The organism is Actinophytocola sp. (assembly GCF_050699935.1).
Taxonomy (GTDB): Bacteria; Actinomycetota; Actinomycetes; order Mycobacteriales; family Pseudonocardiaceae; genus Actinophytocola.
In genome coordinates this window covers 1-14,722 of sequence record NZ_JBOHGB010000167.1, presented here as the reverse complement: position 1 = coordinate 14,722, position 14,722 = coordinate 1, and the positions used below count along the sequence as shown (strand labels likewise).

The window sequence follows — 14,722 nt, the reverse complement described above, 5'->3', positions numbered from 1 at the left end:
CAGCTGCCGCCCGGACTTGTCACTCTTACGTGGACTCACAAGGTCCGATGTCATCACTCTCAGTGCCCATCCCGCCGGACCTCAGCCCGGCGTGTCGGGCCAGAAACACCGATCTTGAAACAGTCCTTCGAAAATTGGTTCTGGCCCGTTTTTCGTGATCGACATGGCCCCGGTGGAGGTGTCCTCCGGGGGTCTGTGATCATGCTGGACCGTGTGTTGATCATGGTCTGGGGGCACTGCTGCCGCACTTGGCGGGCGTGCTGATCGAGCGGGTCGAGCAGATCCGCGACGCAGTGTGGCTGTGGGCCAGTCCTCGTGCCGAGACGGCGGTGTGCGCTGGTTGTGGCCAGGAGTCGGCTCGGGTGCATAGTCGTTATGAGCGTCAGTTGGCCGACGCTGCGGTAGCTGGCCAGCGGGTGAGGCTCTGCCTGCGGGTGCGCCGGTTTGTCTGTCGTACTAACGATTGCGGAGTCAAGACGTTTGTCGAGCAGGTCGATGGCTTGACTACGCGCTATGGTCGGCGGACCGTGCTGCTGGCGGAGATGGTGGCTGCGATCGGGGTGGCGTTGGCCGGTCGCGCCGGCGAGCGGCTGGCCGCTCGGTTGGGGCTGGCCACCGGCCGTAGTGCGTTGCTGCGCTTGGTGCGTGGCATGCCTGATCCCGAGGTCGGTGCGGTGTCGGTGTTGGGGGTGGATGACTTCGCGCTACGACGCAACCGGCGTTACGGCACGGTCCTGATCGACATGGACACCCACCGGCCAGTCGACGTGCTGGCCGACCGGGAGGCCGACACGTTCGCCGACTGGCTGGGCGAACATCCCGGCACCGAGGTGATCTGCCGGGACCGCGCCGGCGCATACGCCGAAGGCGCCCGCGCGGGTGCGCCGGAGGCGACCCAGGTCGCGGATCGGTGGCACGTGTGGCACAACCTGGCCGAGCAGGTCGAGAAGACCGTCGCCGCTCACCATGGTTGCTTGCGCGAGGAGGAGTTACCAGCCGAGGAGTCGGCGGAGGCACCGGATGTTGCGGAGACCACGGATCTGGTCGCGGCGGCCGAGGCGGTCCACGCCGACCGAAGAGCCAACTCTCTAGCCTGGTGGCCCGCTCCACGGCCCGGTTCGAGCAGGTCCAGGCGTTGAAGGCGCAAGGGAAGGGCATCAAGCCGATCATGCGGGAACTCGGGCTGGCCAAGGAAACCGTGCGCAAGTTCTACCGAGCAACCAACGTCGAGGAAGTGACCGCGACCTCCCGCGCAGGCCGGCCCAGCATGCTGGACAAGTTCAAGCCCTACCTGCACGAACGGTTCAACGCCGGGATCACCAACATCAGCGCGCTGTTCCGGGAGATCCGCGAGCAGGGCTACCGAGGCAGCCACGGCACGGTAGCCGACTACCTCGCACCGTTCCGAGTAGTCGGTGCCGCGCCACCGGCCAAGCCGGCCGTGCCGAAGGTCCGCCACGTGACCTCGTGGATGCTGCACCACCCCGACGATCTCGACGAGGAACAACAGCTCCAGCTCAAGCAGGTCCGCACGACCTGTCCGCACCTGGACGCCACCGCCGGCCACGTCACCGAGTTCGCCAAGATCCTCACCAACCGACACGGCGAGCAACTGGACGAGTGGATGGTCGCAGTCGAAGCCCACGAACTACCCCACCTGCACCGGTTCGTGCGCGGCCTGCGCCGCGACTACGACGCTGTCCTCAATGGACTCACACTGCCGTACAGCTCCGGCGCGGTGGAAGGCAACGTCGACCGCATCAAAATGATCAAGAGGCAGATGTACGGCCGCGCCAACTTCGACCTACTCCGCAAGCGCATCCTGCACGCCGTTTGACCAGCGAGGGACCGACATGCAGATGACCTTGTCGTTGCGCGCCACAGCGTGATCACCCCGCACCGACATGGAAGCTCAACTGTCTAGTTCAGGGAATCCGCGCAAAAAGAGGCAAAGCCGTGCCAGTATCGGCTGAACGAGCACACGCGCAGCAGCGCGACAGCAAGGAGCTGACGGGGATGAAACAACCGGACCGTCAGCCGGATGGAGCGTTCCTAGCCGGCGTTGGCGTGGACAAGCCGGCTGCGGTGAGCAGAGCAGCGAGGTTGGGCCACACCCAGGCCGGCATCACGCTGTTGCTGACCGTCGGCTTGGTGTTCACCCTGATCGATTCCGGCAGGCGTCGCCTCGACGGCGGGGAGTTCGCGCTCGAATGGGCGGTGGCCATTGGTCAGCTCGGCGCGGTGGTCCTGCTGATCTTCGGCTCGGCCCGGCTGATGTCGGGGACCGGCCGCACGCTGTTCCTGGTCGCCTGCGGCCTGGAACTAGCGCTTTGCCTCTTCTATCTGATCGGGATGGTGTACCGCCGGATCCAGATGGTGGACAAGGACGACGGTGTCGTAGCGGAAGAGGTGGAAAAGCAATTACAGGTAATGTTCATCGTCGGGCCGATCTTGCTGGCCGTCATGCCGATCATCGGCATCGTGCTGGCGCTCGGTGGGACCACCACCGGATTCCTGCAAGCCAAGAAGGATGACATCCGCTAGGTGAGTAGCTCGACCTGCTACGGAGCGAATCGTCCTCGCCTCGTGACGAAGGCCGACTTGATCACCAAATGTGGGCCAGATCCAGAACCAGTTTTCACGCGCCGTCGACACGATCCGCGCCCGCGAGACAGTTCCGGTGTCAGGTGCTACCCCGCCTGTGACGAGTGATGACGGGATCTCGGTCGCGCGCAGGAGTGATCTCGGTGCTGCGTGCTGTGGGTAGTTTGTTCGCGCCATGGAGGCATGCACGAGCCTTGTCGCGTGCACGATCTGCGAGGTGGGTGTTGCCGGCTCGGGTGTAGAGGTTGGCTGCATGTTGCCATTGGGTGGTGGCTTGGGTGGGTTGGCCGTCTGTGTGGAGTGCGGTGGCGAGGGTGTTTCGTGCGGGGGCTTCGGTGGCGATGTTGTTGGTTTGTTCGCAGAGTTCGACGGCGCGGTGGGCGTGGTTGATGGCGTCGTGGGTGCGGCGGTCGGCGATGGCGATGGTGGCGAGTTCGAGGTGGATTTCTGCGGTGACACCGAGGTCGGGTACGGCTTGGGCGATGGTGAGGGCTTGGTTGCAGTAGGTTGCGGCGCCGGCGTGGTCGCCGCGGTTGCGGAGGACGGCGCCGAGGCCGGCGAGGCTGCTGGCGCGGGCGGGTTGGTCGTCGACCTGTCTGGCGAGCCATTCCGCTCGGTGGAAGTGTTCCAGGGCGGTGTCGTGCTGGTCGAGTGCGCAGAGGGTCTGGCCGATGTGGCAGGTGGCCCAGGCTTGGACCTCAAGGGCGTTGGATTGCTGAGCGAAGTCGAGGCAGTGGCGGAAGATTCGGAGCGCTTCGTCGTGGTGGCCTTGGAGTGCTTCCAGCCGCGCGAGGTGCTGCAGTGTTACTGCCTGGCCAAGGGCATTGCTCTCCTGCTCAAGCAGGTGGAGTGCGGTGGTGAGGCAGTGGTGGGCTTGGTGGTGGTCGGCTTCGGTGAGGTAGCCCAGGCCGAGGCCGACGAGGCTGGAGACTTCCGCGAGGCGGTGTCCGTCGGCGCGGGCTGCGGTGACGGCGTGCTGGCGTGCGGTGCGGCTGTCGTGGTGGTAGCCGCAGCGGTCGAAGTAGGTGGCGGCGGGGTCGGCAAGGCGCCAGGAGATGGCGTGGTGGTGGTGCTCGGTGGCCATGGCGATCGCGGCGGCGAGGCAGATGCGTTCGTGGTCGAACCAGTCCTTGGCCTGTTCGCGTGTGTCGATGCGGACGGGTTCGACGTCGACGGCGGTGGTGAGCGGGGGTGCGGCGGCGACGCTGGGGTAGAGCAACTGCGCGGCGCGCAGCGCGGTGTGCAGGTAGTGGGTCAGGATTCGTTGTTCGGCGTGTCGGCGTTCGATCTCGGTTTCGTCGGTGGCGAGGCGGTCTGCGGCGAACTCGGCGAGGAGGTCGTGGAGTCGGTATCGGTGGGCGGCGTCGGGGGGTTCGAGGAGATGAGCGCCGACGAGGATGGTGAGGCTTCTGGCTGTGTCCTGGCGGGCGCGGCCGTCGCAGGCGCACGCGGTGTCGGTGGTGAAGTCCGGGCCGGGGCAGAGGGGCAGCAGGCGCAGGAGTCGTCGTTCCGACGGTTGTAGGGCGAGGAAGGACTGGCGGAACAGCGCGGCTGCGGTGGTGGTGCCGTCTCCGGTCTCGCCGACGTCGGTGATGAGTTGGCGACGGTCGAGCTGGTCGATGATCGTCGCCCTCGTCTCGGGCGGATGGTGTGCCAGGTGTTCGGCGAGGAGGTGGATGACCAACGGAACGCCTTGGCACAGCTCGATGGCATGGTGGGTGTGTTCGTCGTCCAGCGCGGTGGCGCCGAGGTGGTGGATGAGGAGTGTGCGTGTTTCGTGGGGGCCCAGTGGTTTGACGCGGACGCGCCGGGCACCGGTGGTTGTCTTGAGGTGGGTGAGTTGTTGGCGGCTGGTGACGACAATGAAGCTGTCGGGCAACAGTGAAACGAGTGGGCGGATGTGCTCGCTGTTGCGGGCGTTGTCGAGAACGACCAGGGTTCGGCGGCCGGACAGCAGTTTGCTCAGCAGCATCTGGCGGTGTCGTGGGCTGGTGTCGGCGTGGGGTGGGTGGTCCAGCGCGATGAGGAAGTCGTCGACGACGATGGACGGGTCCATCGGGTCGCGGTCGGAGTAGCCGTCGAGAGTCGCGTAGAGCGTGCCGTTCGGGAACAGGTGCGCGACCCGGTGTCCCCAGTGGACAACGAGCGCAGTTTTCCCGACTCCCGGCATGCCGTCGACGATCACCACTCCGCTCAAGGATTCCGAGTCGGTTGCGGCGATCGCACTGTCAAGGTCCGAGTCCAGTTCGGACAGTTGGTGCGTTCGTCCGACGAAGCCGGTCTGCCGTGGCGGCAGTTGGCGGGGTGCCGCCTCCGGCATGCTGTGTGCGCGCGTGCGTGCCGATGTCGAGGCACTTGTCGAGGTGGCGATGAGGGTGTCGTGATGCCGGCGCAGGTATTGCTCACCGTCGACATCGTCGTCGTCCAGAAGTTTGCGACGGGCGGCAACGAACAGGGCGCTGGCCTCGGTGCCGCGGCCGAGCTTGTGGAGCGCGGACAACAGCAAGGCGGTCAACCTGATTTCCTGTGGATAATTGTTCTGGAATTCGTCGATCAGCGCGATCGCTTGATCATAATTGCCGATGTGCAGCCAGGTTTCGACCTGCAGGATGTTGGCGGGAAGCCATTCATTGTGCAAGACACTTCTGCGCCATGCATGTGCACGTTCGCTTGCCACGTCAGCCAGTGGAGTGCCGCGCCAGAGGGCGCGAGCTTGTTCGCACCGATCCGCAGCCTGTTGGGCGTCGCCGGACCGGCCAAGCGCACGCGCCTCAGCTACGAGAGCACGGAAGTGGTGGTAGTCAATCCGCTCCTTCGCTGCCTCGATCCGGTAGGCCTTGTTACCCCCACGTATGTCGAGATTCGGGTCCACCTGGGCCAGTGACCGGCGGATTCGAGTCACGTAGGTGGACAGCGCGGCGGCGGGCGACTGGGGCATCGGCTCGTCGTCGAACCACACCCACGGCACCAGGTGGCTGACGGGGACGAACTCGTTGGGCCGGATAAGCAGGGCCGCCAGCAGCGCATGCTCTCTGGGTCGCCCCCAGTCCTCGGTCCACTCGCCGTCGATTCGCAGGGCGGTCGAGCCCAGGATTCCTAGACACGTCTCCACCAGCTTCACCCCATAAAGCTGGGCACGTCAATGATCGACGTGCGCGCGAGTTGTGCTCTCCCTCGATGGATAGTACGGAGCGAATCCGATGATGTGGCCAGTGTGACTCAGCCGTTATGTTGCTGAAAGCCATCGCGGGTCGTCGTGACAGATTCCTGCAACGTACCGAGCGGTATGCCTAAGAAAATGATCTGCACGGCTGAAATATATAATGTTCTCGCGCCAAAGCGCGCGACGAGATGAAAGCGACTCTCCCGGATGTTGACGATCCGGTGACATGACTGGGGTTGACGCTGGCGTCGTCCGCTCGATGGGGACCGCCCCCGAACGGCTCGGTGCACCCACGCACCCCCCGTTGTCCGGCGGACGGGGAGTCACCATGCCCAACACCGCATTCTGGGTCCGTGCTCCATTCGGGCGCGGCGCCCGCGCTCGAGTCACCCGCGGTGAGTGCCGATCGGTACTCGTCATGGTGTCAACGATGGCCGCGGGTACCCGTTTGCTGGATCTGATTCCGTTGCTGGAAGCGGACTTTCGCGTTCAGGTCGCACTGACCATCCCGCACGCGGGGGAGGAATGGCACGGTCTCGACACCTTCGCCCGCGAGACAGGGATGCTGATAGTGCCCTGGCACCAGGCCACGCGTCTTGACTGGGATCTGGTCCTGACCGCCAGCCACCGACACATCGACCAGCTGCACGGCAAGGTCCTCGTGCTTCCGCACGGCGCCAGCGCGATGCGATCACGGTGCTACAGCAGAAAAGCCGGCGGCGCGACCCGCCCGACCTCAGGCCTGGACCGCGAACTGCTCACCTACCGCGGCCGGGTCATCCCAAGCGCGCTGGCGCTCACCCACGACCATGAACTACGCACGCTGAGAAAGACGTGTCCCGAGGCCCTTCCTGCGGCCGTCGTCACCGGGGACATCTGCCTCGACCGGATGCTGGCCAGCCTGCCGTTTCGTGATCACTACCGCGCCGCACTCGGCCTCGCCGAACACCAGCGACTCATCACCATCAGCTCCACCTGGTCGACCGACTCGACCTTCGGCCAGCACACCGATATCTACGAGAGGCTCCTCGACGAACTGGTCGACGCCGGCCACTCCACCCGCGTCGCCGCCGTGCTGCACCCCCAAGTCTGGTCAGCACACGCCCCATGGCAAGTGCGGTCTTGGCTGCGCAACGCACTAGGCAAGGGCATGTTGCTCGTCCCACCAGACGAAGGCTGGCGCGCGGCCATGATCGCCTCCGACCTGGTCATCGGCGACCACGGATCCACCACCAGCTACGCCGCGGCGATCGGCCGCCCGATCGCACTCGCCACGTTCCCACACCAGGTCATCCGACAACACAGCCTCGCCGCGACGCTCGCCCGGCACGCACCACTACTCGACCACGACCGTCCCCTGCTCCCACAGCTCGCCGCCGCCACGACCTGCGACACCCCACTCGCCAACAGCATGTCCGCGCGACTCGGCGCGGCGGCAAGGCTGTTCCGATCGGCCATGTACCGGCTGCTGGGACTGCCCGAGCCGCCCTGGCCGCCACCCACCTCCCCGGTACCACTCCCACACACCCACAGCTGGCGGTGAACAGCATGCCAACACCACTCACGATGCCGCTCGCCATATCGCTGACCGTGGAACGCACCCAGCTAGCGCACGGCGTGGTTCAGTTTCGCTGGCACACTCAGGGCGGCGGTGACGGCGTCCTAGTCAACCTCGCCGAGGCCAACCTCCGCTGGGCGTCAGTCGCCGACGCGCTGTGGTGGCCGCAACCAGTCAAGGAGGCCGAGGTCCGGACCTGGCTGGCCGCGACGAGCGCCCTCATCGTCGTGACACCGGTCGATGCCTGGTCGTGGCACGCGATGGCCACCGAGCCAGCGTCGCAGCGTCGGCACTGGTCCGGTGACGGTGACCGCGGCCTCTGGTGGACCAACGTCACATCGTTCTACCGGTCCATCTCTTTAGGACAGTGAGAACCGCGTGTGGCTCTTGCCGGTCTAGCCGTCGGACAACGCTTCCGCTCGAGAGCGCAGAACGTCGGCTTGGGGGTCCTCGGTGGCGACGTACAGATCGCCGGCTTCGCGGTAGGCGCTCGAAGCCATGGCAAGGTCGCCGTTTTGTTCCGCTGTCTCGCCGAGCTGGGTGAGGATTTCGGCTTGGTAATAGGGCGATCCCAGCTCGCGCATCGCGGTCAGAGCCTGCCGCAGCGCGGAGAGCGCGCGGTCTGGGTTGCCGGTGTTTCGGTACGCGACGCCCAGGCACTGCAGACTGCGCGCGTGTTGCGTGCGATCGCCGAGCTGGGCCATAAGGTCGACAGCGGCGCGCAGTTCGACCACCGCTGCGTTCCCGTCGCCCATCTGGGTTAAGATCTCGCCGATCCGGCGTCGGGACAGCGCCACGCCGCGGGTTTCGCCGAGCTGTTGCTGGGCCTCCCGTGCCAGTCGATAGAAGGCCAATGCGCCGCGGAGATCGTCGCGGCCTCGTGCGGCTCTGCCCAGCTGAGACAGCGCAGTTGCTCGCGCCTGGTCGTCACCGACGTCTTCCGCGATGCGCAGAGCACGGGTGTTTTCGGCGACCGCAGCGTCGAACCGGCGCAGCTTGGCGTAGGCGAAGCCCAGTTGGGACCGCAACCGTGCCTCCGCGCGCTGGTCACCACAGCGCCGGGCGCTGGTGATCCCGGCCGTCTGCATCGCGATCCAGTCACCGTAGCGTCGCACGTGCAGAAACAATCCCCATAACGCTTCGCACATCTGCCAGGTGATCTCGTCCCACTCACGTCGACTCGCATTGTCCACAACCGATACCAAGTTCGGGTATTCCTCGATGAGCCACCGCAACGCTGCCTGCTCGTCGCCAAAGACAGTCTCCCTTGGGTGCTCCAGCCGATACAGCGGACCGACTCGGGTACGCAGCGGATGGAGCACCATGTCGGCCGCAACCGTCCTGGCCAAATACCAATCCACAGCCCGACGAACCACCTCGGTGCCTGCCCCGACGCCGTCCTCCATCTCGGCCCGCCGGCGTGCGTGCACGAGCAGCAGATCGTGGTAGGCGAACCGATCGTCGGCCACCTCGATGAGCAGATTGGCCTCCACCAACACGGTCGTCGCACGGACCATTCTTGGCACGTCCCAGCTCACCATCACCGCGGCCACGTCCGCACCGAACACCCGGCCAGCATGACCGCTACAGACCCGATACACGCGGCGCGCGTCCTCATCGACACCCACGTAGGCGGAATCCAACACGGCTTCGACCGAGGTATCGCCCTGCACTCCCATGGCCGACAACCGGTTCCGCTCGTTTCTCAGCTCGTCGAGCTTCCGGCTCAGCGACTGGTGCGTTCGGCTCGCCAACGGCGCCGCGACGAGCGCCACAGCCAGCGGCACGCCCCCGCACAGGTCCACCACCGCGCGTGCGGCATCTGGCTCGGCCGCGACACGGTCGGCACCCAGGATCTTTCCCATCAGCGTCACCGCAGCCGATGGCTCCAGCGGCGGCACATCCAGGAAACGGGCGCCGTTCATCGCCAGACCCGACAACCGCGACCGGCTCGTCACGACGACCACGTTCTGGTCACCACCCGGCAGCAACGCGCGCACCTGGGCAGCGGAAACCGCGTTGTCCAGACACACCGTGATCCGCCGGGCCGCCGTGACCGACCGGAACAACGCCGCCCGCTGCGCGAGATCCGACGGAATCCTCTTCGCAGGAACGTCCAGCGCCTCCAGGAACCACCCGAGCGCCTCGAACGGCGTGACCGGATCCGGCCGCGACACGGCGTGCAACTCGAGGTAGAGCTGCCCGTCCGGGAAATCGCCCCCCACCTCGCGAAGCCACTGCAAGGCCAGAGTGGTCTTCCCCATCCCGCCCGGACCGGTCAACACCACCAGCCGCGCACGATCCTCGTCCTCCGCACGCATCCGCCGCAGCGCCGCCAATTCGGCACCGCGCTCGATGAACCGAGCCGGCATCGTCGGCAACTGTGACGGCACCACCTGCTGAAAGCGGCGCGACTCGTGAAAATGCACGTGGTCGATCGAGCCGGCCTGTACCACCTGACCCGGAACCGGTCCGGCGATGATGTTGTGGGCAGCCCGCCCTGCGGCCCGTCTCTCGGCGTCTCCTTGGCTGTCCACGCGCCCCCGCTCGTTCGGCACAGCAACTCCCCACCCACATATAGTCGCCCAGGGTGACATCTATATAACGGTCGGCTACTTGGGCGAGGAGTGGCGCCCCCGAACGGCGCAACCTGCGGCCCGTTCTCCCCGGCATCAGAAGACCCGTCAGAAGGCAATGCCGCGTAGTTAGGGGGTTGGTGGGGTTGTCGAGGTGGGTGGGTGGTTGGGGGTGTAGTGGCCCTTTGTTGTTCTGGTGAGTAGGCCGAGTCGTGCCCATTCGGCGAGTTGGGTGAGCAGGTTGTGGGCTGGGATGTCGAGTTGTGTGGCTAGTTTTGGTGCCGTTCCAGTTGCGGTGGGGGTCGGTGTTCATGAGGTTGATGACGCGGGCTCTGCGGGTGGCTGGCAGGGGTGTGGTTCGGTCGTGTGGTGTTCGTGTTCGGGGTGGGGGTGTGGTGGTCAGTGCGGGTGTGTGGATGGCGGTATCGATGGTGGTGATGGTGATGGTGGTGGTGTGTGGTGGGCGGCCGTCGTCGCGGTTGAGGTAGCGGGAGGTGGGGCATTTGACCTTGCGGGCGCTGAAACGTGGGCGTCGTGGGGGTAGCAGGGTGGCCAGGACGGCTCGGCCGATGATGCCGAGCAGGTCGGTGGGTTGGGTGGGGTGGATGTTCTGGGCTGCGGTGACCTGGTCGCGGGCGGTTTCCAGGGCGGTGGTGAAGCTGGCCCGGTCGGGGTTGGTGCCTGGCTGGGTTTCCACGGCGGTGACCATGGCCATGCGCAGTAGTTGGTAGAGGGTCAGCAGCGCCCAGAGTTCTTGTTCCAGACCGGGTTGGTCACCAGAGCGCAGCACGTGGCCGTTGAGGATGGTGTGGCGCAGCGCGAGGAACGCCGTCTCGATCTCCCAGCGTTCGTGATAGAGCGTGGTCAGTTCGCCTGCGGGGTGGCGGTGGTGGTCGGTCAGTGTGGTGATCAGCCGGTAGCGGTCACCCACCCGGCTGCCGTCGGCGCCGGTCATGACCAGGTCGGCCTCGATGATCCGCACCTTCACCCCGTCCAGCAAGGACAGATAGGACCCGTCGGACAGGTGGCGCAGTACTCGTGGTTTGCGGGTTTGTTTGCTGCGTACCAGAAACTGCGCACCGGTCCGGGTGATCTGTTCGAGGAAGGCCGTGGAGTCGAACGCTCGGTCCAGCAGTACCAGCATGCCCGGTCGCAGCAGGCCGAGCAGGTCTGTGGCCAGGGTTGGCTCGTCGCGGTTGTCCGCGCCGCCCACAGCCGCGCCGAGCAGCGCGCGGGTGCCGGTCTCCACCAGTGCCATCACCCGCAGGGTGGGGTATCCGGCCCAGCCCATCCGGTAGTGGATCCGGCCCAGCCAGGCCCGGTTGCGTCTGGTGTCCGGGGCCTTCAGCGAGTGCAGCCCGTCGAACGCGACCGTGCGCAACCCTCGGTAACACACCCCGGGAGTCCTCGGTTGTCCCAGGGGCCCGGCCACCATCTCGAACAACACCTTCAACGGCGCGGGCCCTAACCTGCGGCGCAGATCCCGCAGGGCCTTCTCCGACGGACGCCGCACCACCGGCAGTCCTGCGGTGAGTTTGTCCCAGACCCGCGCATACCCCAACCGCGGGAACATCCCCAGCGCGAGCAGGAAATACACCCCGACCCGAGACGGAAGATCCCGCAACCTGCGCTGCGTGGTTTTCGTGTGTTCCAGCACGTCATCCACCAGCTCGACCGGCAGGTACTGGGTCAACTCACCCAGATGACCAGCGGTGAACACATCCACTGACGACACCGGAACAGCACAAGATCGAGGCAATGGCAGACTGGACACGCAACAGGGCTCCTGAACAGGCGATTGTGGAAGATCACCAGTTCTACAAGGAGCCCTGTTGTCTTGTCGATCATGCCTCTCACACGGCTTGACCCACCCCCAAGACCACTAACTACGCGGCATTGCGTCAGAAGGTCACGCCGCCCTTGATGTCACGAGCGTGCACAACCTGTCCACGGATCTCCGCGGAGATCCGGTTGGCCACACCGTCGTCGTCCACCCGTTGCCTGACCGGCAACGTCCCCCAACAATGCACGCAGCTCGCCGGCGAACTCCGCATCGGTCCGCTCCGCGCTCTCCAACTGCTCGCTCAGCGCGACGACCTCGGCGGAGTCCACCGCCACGCCCTGCGCGGCCTCCAACGCTTCGATCGCCTTCTCGTTCCCCCCCGAACTTGCGCTTCACCAGGTCATACAGCGAACTCGCGCCCTTACCGGCCAACACCGCCGCGATCGGCTCCGGCATGACGCCTCCTCACCCCGTCGGCGCCGTGCATGACGCCTTTACCGATGGCCGGGTCGACACGTCGACCACCATGATCCATCACCCGATAGGGTACGTCTCGTCGACGGCGATCCCGTGGTCCCGGCGGACACCAAGCAGCTGTCCCGCCAGCTCACAGCTACCCCCGACGCCGCACGGCACAAGGCCGAATCGTAAAAACGTGGGCCGGATCGATTTGCCCTCGTCCCGCCGTTGCGCCAGGATATGGCGCGTCCGGTAACCCGGAACCCCTCCCCAGGTAGGCCTCTCCAGCGCGAGAAGCCAGGCGCTGCGGCCCCCGACGCAGCGCGCAGAAAGGATCCTCCCGCCGTGAACGTCGCCGCTGCCGCGGTTGCCTCGGCCACCGCTCTCTCCACCGTCGTCTCCCCCGTGATCCCCGCACCTGTCCAGGATGCCGCCGCCGCACCGTCTCAGACGATGTCCACCACGCAAAGCCGCTCGGCAGCGGACGACCACCTGGCCCTCGCATCGAACGATGCCGTCACGACGACGTGGATGCCGGCCCACTGACCTGCCGGAACGACGCCGTGCTTGCCAGGTGCTTGACAAGATCGTTGGAACTCATGTCGAGCAGGACCGCGAGCTCCCGCACCACCGAATGATGGACTCGGACCGTCGTCGATTCCAGTGACACACGCGCCAACCTGTTCCGCGCCCACGTCCGGATCGGGGCGAACCGCGCGTCGTCATCGTCCGCGATCGCCCGAAGATCCAACTCCACCAAGAGAGTCTGAATCGACTCCACGCTCTCGATCGCGCGACCAAGAACATCAGGTGCATAGGCGTCGACGGCGCGACAAAACTCCACCATCCTCCAATGCGAGACCATCCGCTTCCCAGTCTCGTAGTTCGACAGCCCAGCGGCACTTGCCTTAAATGGAAGAATTGCAGCTAGCTCCGACCTCGTCAGCCCTGCGGCCTCACGAGCCCGACGCAGCTCCGCGCCCACCGCTATGTTCATGGCCTCGTCGGTAGCATCCATCCGAGAACTCCCGTTGCGTGCTGGTGAACCAATTCCGATGCATGGGAACCGGCGAGCACAACAGACCCGCCTCACGGAGTCGGCCGGCGAATCGTCACCTCCAGTAGGTACGGCCGACGTGACGCACCTTCGTGACTACCCACAAGCCGCACTGCGGTCAACCTCCATTCGGGCGCGATCTGGTCAAGGCCACCACTCCGCCTATCCACCACAGCCAGCCTGTCGTTAGCGAATTCCGGCAGGCAGGCACCTGACCTACGACGATCGCCAACCAACCCTTCCGTCTGCCAGCAAAGAAACGTTCACGCAATGTCCATATAGGACATTCAGAGATCGAATAACGCATTGGCAAACATCACATCCACAGTCAGTGAGCCGCGCATATCGGCTCTCCTTCTATTGGAGGTTTGTAACGCGGGCCAACAAGAATCACGGTGACCTGCCGTAGCGGCCATGGCTAGCTCAGCAACGAGGAGTTCAGCCCGATACGGGCCTTCCGGCGAACGGCGACAGACGATCACGCCGTCGATCACGACGGACGCAGCGACAAGACGCGGCGTCTCATCGCGGACCATCGGCCGGCCATGCACGCTGACGGTGCGTGGTGGCCGGTCGTGGGGCCGTGCCGGCCGTCTCGGTGGTGGTTTTGCACGCCCCAGACGGCTAACCGCAGCCGGGCCCAGCCGGTCGATGTGTCAATCGAAGGTCGTTCCGTGCCGTCGCGTAGATCTGGTGGGGCGATCGAACCGGTGGGCCACCAGTCGCAGAGCCACTATGACGAGAACGACGGCGGCTATGACGTATTGCATCCACATCAGAGACTCCTGGGGTGGTCAGTGAACCTCGGGTGAGACCAGCGCGGGGTGCCGGGTCAGGTCGTTGACGGCTGGCCGGAGCGGTGTGCAGGGCCACCCGATCCCGCAGTGCAGGCACAGACCCGAGCGGCGGCCAGGGCGGTGGCCGTGCACTGCGAGGACGAGGTCCTCGTGTCGCGCGAGTGCCGGTGACGTCGAGGGATCAGGTCGTCGATGCATGCCGGTGACCATCCCCTCGTCGTATGTGTCGTCGTTCGAGTTGTCGTGGCGCGGCCGTGAAGAAGGCGGTCGCGGTCTTGCCCATCGGCTCATCGTGAAACGGCCTTGGTGTCGGAGATGAGTTGGTCGTAGGGGATGCCGTCGCCATACTTCGCAGTGACCTTGCAGATGACTCGGATTCGGCCTGGTCGCATGGGGTCGATGCCGTTGACCGCGTTGCGTAGCGTGCCCTCGGTGAAGACGTCCTCGCCGAGCGCGCTGCACTCGGCGGCGAGGCGGGCCACCGGCCAGTTGTGTTCCTCGAGCCAGCGGCGGATCAGGTCGCGGTTGAGCTTGGGCATGCGGTTCACCCGTTCGCCCAGATCCCGGCCGCGTTGGCGGGTGGCGTGGACGTGGTGGTGCCGTGGGAGGTGCGGTGTTCGCGTTGGCGTGTGATGTCGGTGAGTCGTGCGTGGGAGTCGTGCTCGTCGAGGGCGCGCTGGTCGAGGTCGGCGAGGGCGGTGCGGTAGGCGGCGATGGTCTTGGGT

11 protein-coding genes and 1 pseudogene are annotated in these 14,722 nt (G+C 65.8%); 6 read left to right on the top strand and 6 right to left on the bottom strand.

Features of this window, described 5'->3' with window-relative positions; translation table 11 throughout:
• Nucleotides 1–257 precede the first annotated feature (257 nt).
• The 3 genes from ACRDTB_RS32865 to ACRDTB_RS32855 all read left to right on the top strand — a co-directional run bounded on the left by ACRDTB_RS32865 (nucleotide 258) and on the right by ACRDTB_RS32855 (nucleotide 2,544).
• Complete coding sequence (locus ACRDTB_RS32865) at nucleotides 258–1,139, top strand: ISL3 family transposase (protein ID WP_431436105.1); 882 nt, start codon at nucleotides 258–260, stop codon at nucleotides 1,137–1,139.
• Nucleotides 1,097–1,837, top strand: coding sequence for an ISL3 family transposase (locus ACRDTB_RS32860; protein ID WP_431436104.1), 741 nt, complete (start codon nucleotides 1,097–1,099; stop codon nucleotides 1,835–1,837). The genes ACRDTB_RS32865 and ACRDTB_RS32860 overlap by 43 nt, the downstream gene beginning before the upstream one ends.
• Nucleotides 1,838–2,016: 179 nt before the next feature.
• A complete protein-coding gene (locus tag ACRDTB_RS32855; protein WP_431436103.1) occupies nucleotides 2,017–2,544 on the top strand; it encodes a hypothetical protein in 528 nt (175 codons plus the stop codon).
• 139 nt (nucleotides 2,545–2,683) lie between these two features.
• Here ACRDTB_RS32855 and ACRDTB_RS32850 read toward each other — a convergent pair whose 3' ends face one another.
• Nucleotides 2,684–5,725, bottom strand: coding sequence for a tetratricopeptide repeat protein (locus ACRDTB_RS32850; RefSeq protein WP_431436102.1), 3,042 nt, complete (start codon nucleotides 5,723–5,725; stop codon nucleotides 2,684–2,686).
• A 472-nt stretch (nucleotides 5,726–6,197) separates the two neighbouring features.
• Here ACRDTB_RS32850 and ACRDTB_RS32845 point away from each other — a divergent pair, with 472 nt between their 5' ends.
• On the top strand, nucleotides 6,198–7,310 hold the full coding sequence (locus ACRDTB_RS32845; protein ID WP_431436101.1) for a hypothetical protein: 1,113 nt from the start codon (nucleotides 6,198–6,200) through the stop codon (nucleotides 7,308–7,310).
• Nucleotides 7,311–7,315: 5 nt separating this feature from the next.
• The gene (locus ACRDTB_RS32840; RefSeq protein ID WP_431436100.1) at nucleotides 7,316–7,696 is read left to right on the top strand and encodes a hypothetical protein; all 381 of its coding nucleotides are present in this window, start codon (nucleotides 7,316–7,318) and stop codon (nucleotides 7,694–7,696) included.
• A gap of 24 nt (nucleotides 7,697–7,720) precedes the next feature.
• Here the strand turns inward: ACRDTB_RS32840 and ACRDTB_RS32835 are convergent, their stop codons facing one another.
• On the bottom strand, nucleotides 7,721–9,589 hold the full coding sequence (locus ACRDTB_RS32835) for a tetratricopeptide repeat protein (protein ID WP_431436099.1): 1,869 nt from the start codon (nucleotides 9,587–9,589) through the stop codon (nucleotides 7,721–7,723).
• Nucleotides 9,590–10,667: 1,078 nt separating this feature from the next.
• Nucleotides 10,668–11,558, bottom strand: a pseudogene (locus ACRDTB_RS32830) (IS4 family transposase); the annotation flags it as partial.
• Nucleotides 11,559–12,488: 930 nt separating this feature from the next.
• Here ACRDTB_RS32830 and ACRDTB_RS32825 point away from each other — a divergent pair.
• Entirely contained in the window at nucleotides 12,489–12,689 is a 201-nt protein-coding gene (locus ACRDTB_RS32825; RefSeq protein ID WP_431436098.1) for a hypothetical protein, read from the top strand.
• Here the strand turns inward: ACRDTB_RS32825 and ACRDTB_RS32820 are convergent.
• The 3 genes from ACRDTB_RS32820 to ACRDTB_RS32810 all read right to left on the bottom strand — a co-directional run.
• Nucleotides 12,661–13,161 (bottom strand): helix-turn-helix domain-containing protein, encoded by a 501-nt coding sequence (locus tag ACRDTB_RS32820; RefSeq protein WP_431436097.1) that lies wholly within the window; start codon nucleotides 13,159–13,161, stop codon nucleotides 12,661–12,663. The two genes, ACRDTB_RS32825 and ACRDTB_RS32820, sit on opposite strands and share 29 nt — an antisense overlap.
• Before the next feature lie 1,123 nt (nucleotides 13,162–14,284).
• Nucleotides 14,285–14,536, bottom strand: a complete 252-nt coding sequence (locus ACRDTB_RS32815) for a hypothetical protein (RefSeq protein WP_431436096.1) — start codon at nucleotides 14,534–14,536, stop codon at nucleotides 14,285–14,287.
• Between the two features lie 5 nt (nucleotides 14,537–14,541).
• The coding region (locus ACRDTB_RS32810; protein ID WP_431436095.1) for a hypothetical protein at nucleotides 14,542–14,722 on the bottom strand (181 nt) is incomplete at its 5' end.

What these genes read in the sequence shown, in the direction of transcription:
- ACRDTB_RS32855 (WP_431436103.1), top strand. Translation starts at nt 2,017, where the DNA reads ATGAAACAACCGGACCGTCAGCCGGATGGAGCGTTCCTAGCCGGCGTT.
- ACRDTB_RS32845 (WP_431436101.1), top strand. Translation starts at nt 6,198, where the DNA reads ATGGCCGCGGGTACCCGTTTGCTGGATCTGATTCCGTTGCTGGAAGCG.
- ACRDTB_RS32815 (WP_431436096.1), bottom strand. Translation starts at nt 14,536, where the DNA reads ATGCCCAAGCTCAACCGCGACCTGATCCGCCGCTGGCTCGAGGAACAC.
- ACRDTB_RS32840 (WP_431436100.1), top strand. Translation starts at nt 7,316, where the DNA reads ATGCCAACACCACTCACGATGCCGCTCGCCATATCGCTGACCGTGGAA.
- ACRDTB_RS32820 (WP_431436097.1), bottom strand. Translation starts at nt 13,161, where the DNA reads ATGGATGCTACCGACGAGGCCATGAACATAGCGGTGGGCGCGGAGCTG.
- ACRDTB_RS32835 (WP_431436099.1), bottom strand. Translation starts at nt 9,589, where the DNA reads ATGGGGAAGACCACTCTGGCCTTGCAGTGGCTTCGCGAGGTGGGGGGC.